General features: G+C 65.2%; 12 protein-coding genes. 1 reads left to right on the top strand and 11 read right to left on the bottom strand.

Features of this window, described 5'->3' with window-relative positions:
- Nucleotide 1 precedes the first annotated feature (1 nt).
- The 11 genes from folC to leuC all read right to left on the bottom strand — a co-directional run bounded on the left by folC (nucleotide 2) and on the right by leuC (nucleotide 13,718).
- Nucleotides 2-1,288, bottom strand: coding sequence for a bifunctional tetrahydrofolate synthase/dihydrofolate synthase (gene folC / locus ACPFMA_RS08250; protein ID WP_425929948.1), 1,287 nt, complete (start codon nucleotides 1,286-1,288; stop codon nucleotides 2-4).
- Nucleotides 1,285-2,205: an acetyl-CoA carboxylase, carboxyltransferase subunit beta gene (gene accD, locus ACPFMA_RS08245; RefSeq protein ID WP_009403098.1), complete on the bottom strand. Its 921-nt coding sequence runs from the start codon at nucleotides 2,203-2,205 to the stop codon at nucleotides 1,285-1,287. Before accD ends, folC begins: the two co-directional genes overlap by 4 nt.
- A 240-nt stretch (nucleotides 2,206-2,445) precedes the next feature.
- On the bottom strand, nucleotides 2,446-3,066 hold the full coding sequence (locus ACPFMA_RS08240) for a phosphoribosylanthranilate isomerase (protein WP_425929947.1): 621 nt from the start codon (nucleotides 3,064-3,066) through the stop codon (nucleotides 2,446-2,448).
- A gap of 36 nt (nucleotides 3,067-3,102) precedes the next feature.
- The gene (gene truA, locus ACPFMA_RS08235; RefSeq protein ID WP_425930582.1) at nucleotides 3,103-3,984 is read right to left on the bottom strand and encodes a tRNA pseudouridine(38-40) synthase TruA; all 882 of its coding nucleotides are present in this window, start codon (nucleotides 3,982-3,984) and stop codon (nucleotides 3,103-3,105) included.
- A gap of 84 nt (nucleotides 3,985-4,068) precedes the next feature.
- Nucleotides 4,069-7,038: a FimV/HubP family polar landmark protein gene (locus ACPFMA_RS08230; RefSeq protein ID WP_425929946.1), complete on the bottom strand. Its 2,970-nt coding sequence runs from the start codon at nucleotides 7,036-7,038 to the stop codon at nucleotides 4,069-4,071.
- Between the two features lie 148 nt (nucleotides 7,039-7,186).
- A complete protein-coding gene (locus tag ACPFMA_RS08225) occupies nucleotides 7,187-8,200 on the bottom strand; it encodes an aspartate-semialdehyde dehydrogenase (protein WP_420057520.1) in 1,014 nt (337 codons plus the stop codon).
- 227 nt (nucleotides 8,201-8,427) lie between these two features.
- Nucleotides 8,428-9,540 carry an aspartate-semialdehyde dehydrogenase gene (gene asd, locus ACPFMA_RS08220; protein ID WP_009403093.1) on the bottom strand — a complete coding sequence of 371 codons (1,113 nt, stop codon included), beginning with the start codon at nucleotides 9,538-9,540 and terminating at the stop codon, nucleotides 8,428-8,430.
- A 66-nt stretch (nucleotides 9,541-9,606) separates the two neighbouring features.
- Nucleotides 9,607-10,689: a 3-isopropylmalate dehydrogenase gene (leuB, locus tag ACPFMA_RS08215; protein ID WP_420057519.1), complete on the bottom strand. Its 1,083-nt coding sequence runs from the start codon at nucleotides 10,687-10,689 to the stop codon at nucleotides 9,607-9,609.
- A gap of 64 nt (nucleotides 10,690-10,753) precedes the next feature.
- Nucleotides 10,754-11,515, bottom strand: coding sequence for a class I SAM-dependent methyltransferase (locus ACPFMA_RS08210; protein ID WP_425929945.1), 762 nt, complete (start codon nucleotides 11,513-11,515; stop codon nucleotides 10,754-10,756).
- Between the two features lie 125 nt (nucleotides 11,516-11,640).
- Nucleotides 11,641-12,288: a 3-isopropylmalate dehydratase small subunit gene (gene leuD / locus ACPFMA_RS08205; protein WP_009403090.1), complete on the bottom strand. Its 648-nt coding sequence runs from the start codon at nucleotides 12,286-12,288 to the stop codon at nucleotides 11,641-11,643.
- Nucleotides 12,285-13,718 carry a 3-isopropylmalate dehydratase large subunit gene (leuC, locus tag ACPFMA_RS08200; protein WP_425929944.1) on the bottom strand — a complete coding sequence of 478 codons (1,434 nt, stop codon included), beginning with the start codon at nucleotides 13,716-13,718 and terminating at the stop codon, nucleotides 12,285-12,287. Before leuC ends, leuD begins: the two co-directional genes overlap by 4 nt.
- A gap of 128 nt (nucleotides 13,719-13,846) precedes the next feature.
- On the opposite strand from leuC, the gene ACPFMA_RS08195 reads away from it, so the two are divergent.
- Nucleotides 13,847-14,725 (top strand): LysR family transcriptional regulator, encoded by an 879-nt coding sequence (locus tag ACPFMA_RS08195; RefSeq protein WP_009403088.1) that lies wholly within the window; start codon nucleotides 13,847-13,849, stop codon nucleotides 14,723-14,725.
- The last annotated feature ends 54 nt before the right edge of the window (nucleotides 14,726-14,779 follow it).

Genomic DNA, 14,779 nt, shown 5'->3' with positions numbered 1-14,779 from the left:
CTCAGTCCTCCATGGCCTGCCGGCCCAGCCACTCCAGGGCTTCGCCGACACAGAAAAATGATCCGAACAGCAGGATCTCGTCATCCGCCGTCGCCTGCGCGCACTGCCCCTCCAGGGCCTGTGCGACGCTGGAATAGGACTGCACCGCTGCACCAAGGTTCTCCAGTGCCGCTTGCAACTCGGCGGCCGGACGGCTGCGCGCTGTAGCCAGTGTAGCCACGGCCCAATGACGAACATGCGCCAGCAACGGCTGGATCACGCCACCGAGGTCCTTGTCGGATAGCAGGCCGAACACCGCCAGGCGCTTGCCCGCGACCGGACGCGCCGCCAGGCGCTCGGCCAGGTATTCGGCAGCATGCGGGTTGTGGCCCACGTCGAGCAGGATATTCAGGGGTTTGCCGTTCCAGTGGAACTGGCGGCGATCCAGGCGCCCGACGATGCGCGCCTCCTGCAAGGCCTTGGCCACCACCGCGGCATCCCACGGCAGGTCCAGCAGCAGATAGGCCTGCAGGGCGAGCGCGGCGTTTTCCATCGGCAGGTCCAGCAGCGGCAGGTCGGGCAACTCGACGTCGCTACCGCGAGCATCGACACCACGCCATTGCCAGCACTGTTCGCTGTAGGCGAGGTCGAAATCACGCCCGCGCAGGAAGAACGGGCAGTTCAGCTCACGGGCCTTGTCCAGCAGCGGTTGCGGCGGGTTCAGGTCGCCGCACAGCGCCGGGCGGTCCTGGCGGAAGATCCCGGCCTTCTCGAAGGCCACGGACTCACGGGTGTTGCCCAGCCAGTCGGCATGGTCGACACCGATGCTGGTGACCACGGCAAGGTCCGCATCCACCAGGTTGACCGCGTCCAGGCGCCCGCCCAGGCCCACTTCGAGGACCACGGCGTCCAGCGCCGAGCGACTGAACAGCCAGAAGGCCGCCAGGGTGCCCATTTCGAAATAGGTCAGGGAAATTTCACCGCGGGCCGCTTCGACGGCGGCGAAGGCCTGGCACAGTTGCTCATCGCTGGCCTCGACGCCGTCGAGCTGCACCCGCTCGTTGTAGCGCAGCAGGTGCGGCGAGCTGTAGACGCCCACCTTCAGCCCCTGCGCCTTGAGCAGCGCGGCGATGAAGGCGCAGGTCGAACCCTTGCCGTTGGTGCCGGTGACAGTCACCACCCGAGGCGCCGGCTTGCCCAGCCCGAGCCGGGTCGCTACCTCGCGGGAGCGCTCCAGGCCCATGTCGATGGCCGAAGGGTGCAACTGCTCAAGGTAGGCGAGCCATTCGCCAAGGGTACGTTGGGTCATACGGTGGCAGGCGCCGGTGGCACGACTACCGCGTCAACCGCCGAAGGTACGTACTTCGGCGACGGCTGGCCGGTCATCTGCGCGAGGATCTTCGCCAGGCGCGGACGCAGTTCGGCGCGGTGGATGATCAGGTCGATGGCGCCGTGTTCCAGGAGGAACTCGCTGCGCTGGAAGCCTTCCGGCAGTTTCTCGCGCACGGTCTGCTCGATTACCCGCGGGCCGGCGAAGCCGATCAGGGCCTTCGGCTCACCGACGATGACGTCGCCGAGCATCGCCAGGCTGGCGGAAACGCCGCCGTAGACCGGGTCGGTCAGTACCGAGATGAAGGGGATGCCTTCTTCGCGCAGGCGCGCCAGGGCGGCGGAGGTCTTGGCCATCTGCATCAGGGAGATCAGCGCTTCCTGCATGCGTGCACCGCCGGAGGCCGAGAAGCAGACCATCGGGCAGCGGTTTTCCAGGGCGTAATTGGCAGCGCGGACGAAACGCTCGCCGACCACGGCGCCCATCGAGCCGCCCATGAAGGAGAATTCGAAGGCGCTGACCACGATCGGCATGCCCATCAGGGTGCCGCTCATGGAGATCAGCGCATCTTTCTCGCCGATCTGCTTCTGCGCGGCGGCCAGGCGGTCCTTGTACTTCTTGCCATCGCGGAATTTCAGGCGGTCCACCGGCTCGAGCTCGGCGCCCAGCTCGTTGCGGCCTTCAGGGTCGAGGAAGATGTTCAGGCGGGTACGCGCGCCGATGCGCATGTGATGGTTGCACTTGGGGCAGACGTCCAGGGTCTTTTCCAGTTCCGGACGGTAAAGCACGGCTTCGCAGGACGGGCATTTGTGCCACAGGCCTTCGGGAACCGAACTCTTCTTCACCTCGGAACGCATGATCGATGGAATCAGTTTGTCTACTAACCAGTTGCTCATGCTTTATTTCTCCAGTAGCGGCGACCGGCAGGCATTGAGTGCCGGATCGCGCGTATGCCCTTGAGCTTCAAAAATGCTTCGGAAACACCGGCCGCAGCCGTGGGCGCGCCGAAAGCGCTGGCCCGGACGGCATGCGACCGCTCGTCGATTCGTATGGCCGGCCCAAGGGCCTGGCCTGGCAGCACTGGGCTGCGAAAGTTATGGACGATGCCTTGCCGGCCGTCGTCACATCGGCACGCATCACGCGCGGCGTACCGCATCGAGGAAGGCGTCGATGCGCGCCGCGTCCTTGATGCCCTTGGCCTGCTCAACGCCTCCGCTGACATCCACCGCATACGGCCGCACCTGGGCGATCGCCGCGCCGACGTTGTGCGGATTCAGGCCGCCGGCGAGGATGATCGGCTTGCTCAGGTGCCCGGGCACCAGCGTCCAGTCGAAGGCTTCGCCGGTGCCGCCGGGCACGCCGGCCACATAGGTGTCGAGCAGGATGCCGCTGGCCCGGGCGTAGCGCTTGCATTCGGCTTCCAGGTCATCCCCGGCACGCACGCGCAGGGCCTTGATCCACGGGCGGTGGTAGCCGTCGCACGCTTCCGGGGTTTCGTCGCCATGGAACTGCAGCAGGTCCAGCGGCACCGCTTCGAGAATCTCGTTGAGCTCGCAACGGCTGGCATTGACGAACAGGCCGACGGTGGTGACGAACGGCGGCAGCGCGTCGATGATCTCCCGCGCCTGCTGCACGCTCACCGCCCGCGGGCTCTTGGCGTAGAACACCAGGCCGATGGCGTCGGCCCCCGCCTGGGCTGCGGCCAGCGCGTCTTCCACGCGGGTAATACCGCAGATCTTGCTGCGAACGGCAGACATGGGCAGCGAATCTCCAGAGGGCGAAAGTCCCGGATGTTAGCAAATGACCGTCGGGTCGTCAGCCGTTGGAAACTCGAAACCGGTGAGGAAATGCGGGCCGATGAAACGCTCGGGCAGGACGAACTCCTCCGGGTATTCCACCTGCACCAGGTAGAGGCCGAACGGATGGGCGGTGGCCGCGGCCTGCCGGCGGTCGAGGCTGGCAAGGATCTGCGCCGCCCACTCCACCGGGCGCTCGCCGGCACCGATGGTCATCAGTACCCCGGCGATATTGCGCACCATATGGTGGAGGAACGCGCTGGCACGGATATCCAGGACGATCATCTTGCCGTGGCGGGTGACCCGCAGGTGGTGGATGGTCTTGATCGGCGACTTGGCCTGGCACTGGCCGGCGCGGAAGGCACTGAAGTCATGGGTACCCAGCAGGCAGCGCGCCGCCTCGGCCATGCGCTCGACGTCCAGCGGACGGTGGTTCCAGGTGACCTGGTCGCCAAGGTGTGCCGGGCGGATCTGGTCGTTGTAGATCACATAGCGATAGCGCCGGGCGAACGCCTTGAAGCGCGCATGGAAATGCGCCGGCATCCGCTCGGCCCAGGACACGCTGATGTCGTGGGGCAAATGGCTGTTGGCGCCCATGGTCCAGGCCTTGGGGTCGCGGATGGCACGGGTATCGAAGTGCACGACCTGGCCGCTGGCATGCACACCGGCATCGGTACGCCCGGCGCATTGCACGGTGATCGGCTCGGCGGCCACTTTCGACAGGGCTTCCTCGAGGGTCTGCTGCACGCTGAGCACGCCATCGCCCTGGCGCTGCCAGCCGCGATAGCGGGTGCCTTTGTATTCAACGCCCAGGGCGATTCGGTAAAAGCCTTCGGCGGCCGATTCGGACGCCGCGGTATCGATGATTTCCAAGGGAATAACAGCCTGTCGGTTACGCAATGGCGCGGATTATAACGACAACGGCAGCCACGAGGGCTGCCGTTGGTGGTACTGCCTGGCGGATCAGGCCAGCTTCGAGCGCAACTCGGCGGCTTCGCGGCGCTGGGCCTGGTCGCCTTCCTTGTTGACCTCGTCGAGGATGTCGCGGGCGCCGTCATGGTCACCCATGTCGATGTAGGCCCGGGCCAGGTCGAGCTTGGTGGCGACCTCGTCGGTGCCGGCCAGGTAATCGAAGTCGCCTTCGTCCGGCAGGCTGGCGGCGTCCTCGGCGGTGAAATGCGGCTCCAGCGACGGCGTTTCCAGGCTGGCGGAGAGCTTGTCCAGTTCGGCGTTGACGTTATCCAGCTCGGCAGCGAAGTTCTTCGACGCAGTATCGTCCTCGCCCGGCAGGGACAGGTCGAAGTCGTCCGGCAGCTCCAGCGGCGGCAGGTCGGCCTCAAGGCCCAGGTCGTTGTCGAAGGCCGCCAGTTCCGCTTCGATATCCAGCGGTGGGCGATTTTCGGTAGCGACGGTCGGGGTTTCATCCGGAACGCTGAGGTCGAAGTCGGCCAGGTCGGCGCTGGTGTCGGACTGCGCCTTGGTGTGCTCGTCGAGCAGGGCATCGAAGTCGATATCGTCGGCGCTGGCAGTCAGTCCGGATTCCGCTTCAGGCTGCGCCGGCGCTTGCGGTTCGGTAGCGGCGTAGTCCTGGAACAGGGCGTCGAAATCCACATCGTCATCGCTGGCGACAGGTTGCTCCGGCTCGGGTTCTGCTGCCGGCTCGGCTTCCGGCTGCGGTTCGACGGCCTGGGCTGCGGTGTGCTCCTGCAGCAGGCTGTCGAAGTCCAGGTCGTCTACCACCGGCGGCTCCGGCTCCGGGTCGGCTTGCGGCGCGCTTGCAGCAGCCTGGGCGGCCGTCTGCTCTTCCAGCAGGCTGTCGAAGTCCAGGTCGGCGAATGCGTCGGCATCCGACTCCGGCTGTGGAGCCTCGGCGCGGGGTGCTTCCGGGTTGTCCTGCAGCAGGGTGTCGAAATCCAGGTCGTCCAGCGACGGCGGCTCGGCCGACGGTTGCTCCTGTACCGGCTCCTGTACCTGCTCGCTGGCCTGTACCGCAGCCTGGTCGGCCGGGGTTTCCAGGTCCAGGCCGTCCAGATCGTCGAGGCTCAGGTCGAAGGCGCTGTCGAGATCATCATCGGCAGGCAGGTCATCCGACTCGGGCTGCGGCTCTTCCGACATCAGTTCTTCGACGAACTTTTCGTCCAGGCCACTGGCCACGGCAGCACCGCCAGCCGCTGCGGCAGCGACCGCAGCCACGGCGAGCATGTTGGGGAAACGGCTCTTGAGCGATTCGACCGCCGCCAGGTTCTGCGGATTGGCCTGCAGCTGGCGCTCCTGCATGACGAAGCCGGTACGGTCGCCCTGATGGGCATAGACTTCCATCAGCTTGAGGCGCAGGTCGCTGCGCTGCGGGAATTTCTCCACCGCCGGTTCCAGCAGGTTGGAAGCCTGCATCAGGCGGCCGTGGGCGATGCAATCGTCGATCTCGGCCATGAACGGATCGGCTTTCGGCTGCGGCTCGGGCTCGGCGACCCGCGGCTCGCTGACCTGCTCGGCGGCGGTGGCGGCAGCGGCGGAGGCCGCGACCACGGCCGGTGCCAGGGTGACGGTCGGCGGCACCACATCGAGGCCGTCGAAACTGCTTTGTGGCAGCTCGCGGTCAAGACCCAGTTCGTTTTCCTCGGCCAGTGCACGGGCCATGCGCATGTGTTTTTCCGCTTCCTGCCGGGCCTTGCGCTTGCGTGCCAGCAACAGCAGCAAGAGCAGCAGTACCAGCAGCGCCGAGCCGGCGATCAGCGCCAGCAGCAGCGGGTTGCCAAGAATGCCGTCGAGCGCCGTGCTGCCCTGCCCCGCCGCCTGGGCATCGGCAGGCGCGGTGTCCTGCTCGGGGGCGGTATCGACCGCTGCCGGAGGCGGAGTCACCACCGGCTCGGCGGCCGGGGCCGGATTGGCCTGCAGCTGCGCGTCGATCACCGGCGCTGCGGCCACCGGGGCGGCCGGGGCGCTGCCCTGGGCTTCGAGGCGGGCGAGCTGGTCGTTCTTCAGGTCGATCAGCCGTTGCAGCTTGTCCAGTTGGCTTTGCAGATCGGAGACGCGACTTTTCAGCTCATCGCTTTCACGACGGCTGGCATCGAGGTTTTCCTGGGTCGTCGCGAGCTTGTCGCTCAGCGCCTTGTCGTTTCCGGCGGCAACCAGTTTCAGGTTGTCCTGCTGGGTAATGCGCGACGGCGCGGGCTGGGCGGCGTTGCGGCGGGTGGCGTCGAGCTGGCGGGCCTGGGGACCAAGGCGGCGGCCTTCGCGCCATGCAATGTTCTGTTCGTTGACCTCTTTCAAGGCCTGGGCCTGGGGAATGGCCTGGATCTGCTGCTGGTCCGGCATGCGCAGGACCTGGCCGGTCTTCAACTGGTTGATGTTGCCGTTGATGAAGGCGTCCGGATTCAACGCCTGGATCGCCAGCATGGCCTGCTGCACCGAGCCGCCCTGGCGCGAGCGCGCGGCGATCTCCCAGAGGGTGTCGCGGCGCACCGTGGTGTAGTTGGCCGGAGCGCTGACCGCCGGCGTCACGCCGGCAGCGGCCTGGGCGGCCTGCGGGGAGAACCGGGAAGGGTCGAGCAACACGCTGTAGTCGCGCAGCAGACGGCCTTGCGGCCACATCACCTGGACCAGGAACTTGACCATCGGCTCTGGCAGCGGCTGGCTGGAGGTGATTTTCAGCACGCTCTTGCCTGCCGGGTTGAGCACCGGGGTGAAGGTCAGGTCGTTGAGGAACGCCGGGCGCTCGACGCCGGCCTTGGCGAATTCTTCCGCCGGAGCCAGGCTCGGCTGCACGTCGGCGGCGCTCAGGTCACGCACGTCGAGCAGTTCGATCTCGGCATCGAGGGGCTGGTTCTGCGCTGACTTGAGGGTCAGTTCGCCAAGCCCGAGGGCATGCGCCATACCGGAAGACAGCGCCGACGCTGCGGCTATTGCTAATACCAGTTTGCGAATTCGAAGCATGACCTCATCCTTTGTTTTGAAGCGTCCCCGGGAACCGAGAAGAACTGAAGAACCGCCGTGAGGCTTATTACCGAACCGCTAGCGAATACCGCAGGCAACTTGCGTGCGAACGTTAATGGTCACTATGCAAAGTGTCGCCAAGTATCTTTTACACAAGGCCTTTTATCAACAATTCAGCCAGTTGCACGGCATTCAAAGCGGCACCCTTGCGCACGTTGTCGGTGGTCAGCCAGAGGTCCAGTTGCTGCGGCTCGTCGATTCCGCCACGCACCCGTCCGACATACACCACGTCCTGGCCCACGGCATCGCCGACCGGCGTCGGGTAATCCCCTTCGTCCTGCACCAGCTCGACACCTGGCGCAGTGTCCAGCACCTGGTTCACCGCCGCCAGGTCCACCGCTTCGCTAGCGTTCAGGCTCACAGTGTAGCTATCGCCAAAAAACACCGGGACTTGAACGCAGGTAACTGAAATCTTGAGTAAAGGCAGGTCGAGCAGTTCACGCAACTCACGCACCAGCCGACGCTCCAGCACACCATGCCCCTGTTCGTCGCTCGGGCCGACCTGGGCAAGCAGGTTGAAGGCTATCTGCCGGTCGAAGAAACGCGGCTCCAGCGGCCGGGCATTGAGCAGTTCGGCAGTCTGCCGGGCCAGCTCGCTGACGGCTTCGCGCCCCTGGGCGGACACGGCGAGGCAGGCGGTCACGGTGACGCGCTGCAGGTCGACGAGTTTTTTCAGCGGCGCGAGCACGACGGCCAGGGCAACGGCCGAGGCGCTTGGACTGTGCAGGGTTGCCGGGGCTTTCAGGGTGTCCAGCACCTGGGGGTTGGCTTCGGGAACCACGGCGGGGGCCTGCTCGGCAGGCAAGGCGCCGGACAGGTCGATCACCGTGCAGCCAGCGGCCTGGGCGCGGGGTGCGAAGCTCAGGGTCACGGCCGGGCCGGCGGCGAAGAAGGCCAGGCGGACCTTGGTGAAGTCGAACTCATCGACTTCCCGGGTGCGCAGGTTCTTGCCGCGGAAGCTCACGGCGCTGCCGGCGGATTCGTTGCTGGCCAGCAGGTACAGGGTGCCGACCGGGAAATCGCGTTCCTCGAGGATCTGCACCAGGGTTTCGCCGACGGTGCCGGTGGCGCCGATCACGGCGATGTCGATGGGTTGGGTCATCTGGAATTTCCTCTGGCCTTGAGGGCCTCGGTGCCGGTTGATGGGACGCCGCGAACCTGTGGGAGCGGGTTTACCCGCGATGGCGTCGGTGAATGCACCATCGCAATCGCGGGTGAACCCGCTCCCACAGGGTCCGGGAATTCGGGAGCGGCACTTTACTTTGATTTGTACGAAAACAAAAAACCCGCGCTGTCACCAGCACGGGTTTTCCGGTTACCGCAAGGCGATCAACGCTCCAGCAGGATCCGCAGCATGCGGCGCAGCGGCTCGGCGGCGCCCCACAGCAACTGGTCGCCAACGGTGAACGCGCCCAGGTACTGGGAGCCCATGTTCAGCTTGCGCAGGCGACCCACCGGGATGTTCAGGGTGCCGGTGACGTTGGTCGGGGTCAGCTCCTTGATGCTGATCTCGCGCTGGTTCGGCACCAGTTTCACCCAAGGGTTGTGCTGGCTGATCAGGCCTTCGATGTCGGCCAGCGGCACGTCCTTGTTCAGCTTGATGGTCAGCGCCTGGCTGTGGCAGCGCATGGCGCCGATACGCACGCAGATGCCGTCCACCGGGATCGGGCTCTTGAAGCGGCCGAGGATCTTGTTGGTCTCGGCCTGGGCCTTCCACTCTTCGCGGCTCTGGCCGTTCGGCAGTTCCTTGTCGATCCACGGGATCAGGCTGCCGGCCAGCGGTACGCCGAAGTTTTCGGTCGGGTAGGCATCGCTGCGCATGGTTTCGGCGACCTTGCGGTCGATGTCGAGGATGGCGCTGGCCGGGTTGGCCAGGTCATCGGCCACGGCGGCGTTGGTCGCGCCCATCTGGCGGATCAGCTCGCGCATGTTCTGTGCACCGGCGCCGGAGGCCGCCTGGTAGGTCATGGCGCTCATCCACTCGACCAGGCCGGCTTCGAACAGGCCACCCAGGCCCATCAGCATCAGGCTGACGGTGCAGTTGCCGCCGATGTAGTTCTTGGTACCGGCATCGAGCTGCTGGTCGATGACCTTGCGGTTGACCGGGTCGAGGACGATGACCGCGTCATCCTGCATGCGCAGGGACGAGGCGGCGTCGATCCAGTAGCCCTGCCAGCCGGCTTCGCGCAGCTTGGGGAAGACTTCGTTGGTGTAGTCGCCGCCCTGGCAGGTCAGGATCACGTCCAGGGTCTTGAGTTCGTCGATGCTGTAGGCATCCTTCAGCGGAGCAATGTCCTTGCCCACTGCAGGGCCCTGGCCACCGACGTTGGAGGTGGTGAAGAACACCGGCTCGATGAGATCGAAATCCTGCTCCTCGAGCATCCGCTGCATGAGCACGGAACCGACCATTCCGCGCCAACCGATCAGACCTACACGTTTCATCGCAACTACACCTTCGCTAAAAGTGGGCCGCTGCCCTGTTGTGGTTTCGGCAGCGGGCCAGAGAGATTACAGATTCCGCAGCGCTGCGACTACTGCGTCGCCCATTTGCTGCGTACCGACCTTGGTGCAACCTTCGGACCAGATGTCGCCGGTACGCAGGCCCTGGTCGAGGACCAGGCTCACCGCTTTCTCGATGGCATCGGCGGCGCCGTGCTGGTTGAAGCTGTAGCGCAGCATCATCGATACCGAGAGGATGGTCGCCAGCGGGTTGGCGATGCCCTGGCCGGCGATGTCCGGCGCGGAGCCGTGGCATGGCTCGTACATGCCCTTGTTGTGGGCATCCAGCGAGGCCGATGGCAGCATGCCGATGGAACCGGTGAGCATGGAAGCCTCATCCGACAGGATGTCGCCGAACATGTTGTCGGTGACCATCACGTCGAACTGCTTCGGTGCGCGGACCAGCTGCATGGCGGCGTTGTCGACGTACATGTGGCTGAGTTCGACGTCCGGATAGTCCTTGGCCACTTCCTCGACCACTTCGCGCCACAGCTGGCTGGAGGCCAGGACGTTGGCCTTGTCCACCGAGCACAGTTTCTTGCCGCGCACGCGGGCCATGTCGAAGCCGACACGGGCGATGCGGCGGATCTCGCTTTCGCTGTACGGCAGGGTGTCGTAGGACTGGCGCTCGCCGTTTTCCAGCTCGCGGGTGCCGCGCGGGGCGCCGAAGTAGATACCGCCGGTCAGCTCGCGGACGATCAGGATGTCCAGGCCGGAGACGATTTCACGCTTGAGCGACGAGGCGTCGGCCAGTTGCGGGTAGAGGATCGCCGGGCGCAGGTTGGCGAACAGGCCCAGTTGCGAACGGATCTTCAGCAGGCCGCGCTCCGGACGGATGTCGCGCTCGATCTTGTCCCACTTCGGCCCGCCCACGGCGCCCAGCAGCACGGCGTCGGCCTTGCGTGCACGCTCCAGGGTCTCGTCGGCCAGCGGTACGCCGTGCTTGTCGATGGCGGCGCCGCCGATCACGTCATGCTCCAGGGCGAAGCCGAGCTGGAACCTGTCGTTGGCCAGCTCCAGCACCTTGACGGCCTCGGCGGTGATTTCAGGACCGATACCGTCACCCGGGAGAATCAGAATCTGCTTGCTCATGCTTTCCTCTATCTCGAATCAAGCGGCGCGCCGAGGTGGCGCGCCGGTAAATATCTGCTGGATTTCAGCGTTCGGCCCAGAGCACCAGGACATCGGTACTGAAGGAACCATCGGCTTCGATCCGGTAATACTGCCGTACTTCTTCGCCCATCGCTTGCTGCAATTGCAGGATGGCGGCGCGCATGGCGTCCGGCGTGCGCATGCGCTCGACCCAGGAGGTCCATTCCAGGCGCAGGCTCTGGCGGGCATGGCTGCGCACGCGCAGGCCGGCCTCGCTGACCTGGCGCAGCCATTCGGCAGCGGAATAGTCGCGGACGTGGCTGGTGTCACGGAGGACTTCGACGGTCTGCAGGTAGGTATCCAGCAACGGGCTGCCCGGCGACATGACATCGACGAAGGCGGCCACGCCACCTGGCTTGAGTACCCGGCGCACTTCGCGCAGGGCCAGGCCGAGGTCGCTCCAGTGATGCGCGGAGTAGCGGCTGAAGACGAAGTCGAACGAGGCGTCGGCGAACGGCAGGCGCTCGGCGGCACCGCGTTCGGTGACGATGTTGTCCAGGCCGCGGTCGGCAGCGCTGGCGGCAACCACGTCGAGCATCTGCTGCGACAGGTCGTAGGCCACCACCTCGGCGACCAGGGGCGCCACGTGAAAGCTGACATGCCCGGCGCCGCAACCCAGGTCGAGGACCCGGGCATGTTCGTGCCCGGCCAGCTCGGCCTGGAGCAACGCGAATTCAGTGCCCTGGGCGTGCACGGCACTGCTGAGGTAGGCGCTGGCCTGGTCGCCGAACTGGCGCTGGACAACGTCCTTGTGGCTGCTGGTCATCTGCCTCTCCAAAAATCTTTCGGCTTGTCCGGACCTGTGGGAGCGGGTTCACCCGCGATTACGGTGGTGAATTCACTACAGCAATCGCGGGTAAACCCGCTCCCACAAGGGTTCGTGTCAATCCTTTATTTGGCGTCGCGGAACAACCATGGCTGGCTGGCGCGGTGACGGGCTTCGAAGGCGGCGATGGCATCGCTGTCTTGCAGGGTCAGGCCGATGTCGTCGAGGCCGTTGAGCAGGCAGTGCTTGCGGAACGCGTCGATCTCGAAGTTCAGCACCTTGCCGTCGGGACGGGTCACGGTCTGCGCCTGCAGGTCGATGGTCAGCTGGTAGCCCGGGGCGGCTTCGACCTGCTTGAACAGTTCATCGACTTCCGCGTCGCTGAGGATGATCGGCAGCAGGCCGTTCTTGAAGCTGTTATTGAAGAAGATGTCGGCATAGCTCGGCGCGATGATGCTGCGGAAGCCGTACTCTTCCAGTGCCCACGGGGCGTGCTCGCGGCTCGAACCGCAGCCGAAGTTCTCACGGGCCAGCAGCACGCTGGCGCCCTGGTAGCGGTCGTGGTTGAGCACGAAGTCCGGATTTTTCGGACGCTTGCTGTTGTCCTGGTACGGCTGGCCGACATCCAGGTAGCGCCATTCATCGAACAGGTTCGGACCGAAACCGGTGCGCTTGATCGATTTCAAAAACTGCTTGGGAATGATCTGGTCGGTGTCGACGTTGGCACGGTCCAGTGGGGCAACGAGGCCGGTGTGCTGGGTAAAGGCTTTCATGCTGCGCTCCCTTGGATCAACTCGCGTACATCGATGAAACGGCCGGTAACGGCGGCGGCGGCGGCCATGGCCGGGCTGACCAGGTGAGTACGACCACCGGCACCCTGACGACCTTCGAAGTTCCGGTTGGAGGTGGACGCGCAGTGCTCGCCGCTCTCCAGGCGGTCCGGGTTCATCGCCAGGCACATGGAGCAGCCCGGTTCACGCCATTCGAAGCCGGCTTCGAGGAAGATCCTGTCCAGGCCTTCCTTCTCGGCCTGCTCCTTCACCAGGCCAGAGCCCGGTACCACGATGGCCTGCTTGATGGTCGCGGCCACCTTGCGGCCCTTGGCGATTTCCGCCGCGGCGCGCAGGTCTTCGATCCGCGAGTTGGTGCAGGAACCGATGAACACGCGGTCCAGCTGGATATCGGTGATCGCCTGGTTGGCGCTCAGGCCCATGTATTTCAAGGCGCGCTCGATGGAGCCACGCTTGACCAGGTCGGCCTCGGCAGCCGGATCCGGCACGCGCTGATCGACCGCCAGGACCATTTCCGGGGAGGTGCCCCAGCTGACCTGCGGCTTGATCTGCGCAGCGTCCAGCTCGACCACGGTGTCGAACACCGCGTCTTCGTCGGACACCAGGTCTTTCCAGGCTTCGACGGCCTGTTCCCATTGCTCGCCCTTCGGCGCGTACGGGCGGCCCTTCACGTATTCGACGGTCTTCGCATCGGTGGCCACCAGGCCGACACGGGCGCCGGCCTCGATGGACATGTTGCAGATGGTCATGCGGCCTTCGATGGACAGGTCGCGGATGGCGCTGCCGGCGAACTCGATGGCATGGCCGTTGCCGCCCGCAGTGCCGATCTTGCCGATCACGGCGAGGACGATGTCCTTGGCGGTAACGCCCACCGGCAATACGCCTTCGACGCGCACCAGCATGTTCTTCATCTTCTTGGCGACCAGGCACTGGGTGGCGAGCACGTGCTCGACCTCGGAGGTGCCGATGCCATGGGCCAGGGCACCGAAGGCGCCGTGGGTCGAGGTGTGCGAGTCACCGCAGACCACGGCCATGCCCGGCAGGGTTGCGCCCTGCTCCGGGCTGATGACGTGGACGATGCCCTGGCGCACGTCGTTCATCTTGAATTCGGTGATGCCGTACTCGTCGCAGTTCTCGTCGAGGGTCTGCACCTGCAGGCGCGACACCTGGTCGACGATGGCGTCGATACCGCCCTTGCGCTCGGGCGTGGTCGGCACGTTGTGGTCGGGAGTGGCGATGTTGGCATCGATGCGCCAAGGTTTGCGATTCGCCAGGCGCAGGCCTTCGAAGGCTTGCGGCGAGGTCACTTCGTGGATGATGTGACGGTCGATGTAGATCAGCGCCGAGCCATCGTCGCGCTGCTTGACCAAATGCGAATCCCAGAGCTTGTCGTAAAGCGTTTTGCCGGCCATCAGGCGTTCCTCATCAGTCTTTCTATGCCAATAACCCCTTGGCTTGTACGGCTGATGGTATGGGGTTAGATTGGATAACTCAAATTCATAATTTTTATGCTTTGGATAACCAAAGGGAATCCGAAAAGATGGACCTGGCCAACCTCAACGCCTTTATCGCGATTGCCGAAACCGGCAGCTTTTCCGGGGCCGGCGAACGCCTGCACCTGACCCAGCCGGCGATCAGCAAGCGCATCGCCGGCCTCGAACAGCAACTGGACGTTCGCCTGTTCGACCGCCTCGGCCGCGAAGTCAGCCTGACCGAGGCCGGCCGCGCCCTGCTGCCCCGGGCCTACCAGATCATCAACGTGCTGGACGATACCCGCCGGGCCCTGACCAACCTGACCGGCGAGGTCAGCGGACGCCTGACCCTGGCGACCAGCCATCACATCGGCCTGCACCGCCTGCCCCCGCTGCTGCGGGCCTTCACCCGGCAGTACCCGGCCGTAGCCCTGGATATCCAGTTCCTCGATTCGGAAGTGGCCTACGAGGAAATCCTTCATGGCCGCGCGGAAATCGCGGTCATCACCCTGGCGCCGGAACCCCACGGCCTGGTCCGTGCGGTACCGGTCTGGGACGACCCGCTGGATTTCGTGGTCGCCCCCGAGCATCCGCTGGCCCGCAAGGCTGCCGCCGGTCTGGAAGATATCGCCCATCACCCGGCGGTTTTCCCTGGCGGCAACACCTTTACCCACCATATCGTCCAGCGCCTGTTCGAGGCCCGGGGCCTGACGCCGAACATCGCCATGAGCACCAACTATCTGGAAACCATCAAGATGATGGTGTCCATCGGCCTGGCCTGGAGCGTGCTGCCGCGGACCATGCTCGACGAACAGGTGGCTTCCATCAGCTTGCCCGGCATACAGCTCTCTCGCCAGCTAGGCTACATTCTTCATACGGAACGAACGTTATCGAATGCAGCCAGAGCCTTTATGGCACTGCTCGACAGCCATGCGAGAAACCCCTGAGGCCGCCCGCCGCAACGGGCAGGCCAGTACCAAGGAAGCGTATTCGCCAAAGGT

The organism is Pseudomonas sp. NyZ201, from assembly GCF_049860765.1.
GTDB lineage: Bacteria > Pseudomonadota > Gammaproteobacteria > Pseudomonadales > Pseudomonadaceae > Aquipseudomonas > Aquipseudomonas bharatica.
Note: the sequence above shows the minus strand (reverse complement) of the source record. Positions and strands in the feature narration are given on the sequence as shown.

Bases quoted from the DNA above. Each gene is read 5' to 3' on its own strand.
- ACPFMA_RS08210 (WP_425929945.1), bottom strand. From the start codon at position 11,515: ATGACCAGCAGCCACAAGGACGTTGTCCAGCGCCAGTTCGGCGACCAG.
- ACPFMA_RS08195 (WP_009403088.1), top strand. From the start codon at position 13,847: ATGGACCTGGCCAACCTCAACGCCTTTATCGCGATTGCCGAAACCGGC.
- ACPFMA_RS08225 (WP_420057520.1), bottom strand. From the start codon at position 8,200: ATGACCCAACCCATCGACATCGCCGTGATCGGCGCCACCGGCACCGTC.
- ACPFMA_RS08230 (WP_425929946.1), bottom strand. From the start codon at position 7,038: ATGCTTCGAATTCGCAAACTGGTATTAGCAATAGCCGCAGCGTCGGCG.
- leuC (WP_425929944.1), bottom strand. From the start codon at position 13,718: ATGGCCGGCAAAACGCTTTACGACAAGCTCTGGGATTCGCATTTGGTC.
- accD (WP_009403098.1), bottom strand. From the start codon at position 2,205: ATGAGCAACTGGTTAGTAGACAAACTGATTCCATCGATCATGCGTTCC.
- folC (WP_425929948.1), bottom strand. From the start codon at position 1,288: ATGACCCAACGTACCCTTGGCGAATGGCTCGCCTACCTTGAGCAGTTG.
- leuD (WP_009403090.1), bottom strand. From the start codon at position 12,288: ATGAAAGCCTTTACCCAGCACACCGGCCTCGTTGCCCCACTGGACCGT.
- asd (WP_009403093.1), bottom strand. From the start codon at position 9,540: ATGAAACGTGTAGGTCTGATCGGTTGGCGCGGAATGGTCGGTTCCGTG.
- leuB (WP_420057519.1), bottom strand. From the start codon at position 10,689: ATGAGCAAGCAGATTCTGATTCTCCCGGGTGACGGTATCGGTCCTGAA.
- ACPFMA_RS08240 (WP_425929947.1), bottom strand. From the start codon at position 3,066: ATGTCTGCCGTTCGCAGCAAGATCTGCGGTATTACCCGCGTGGAAGAC.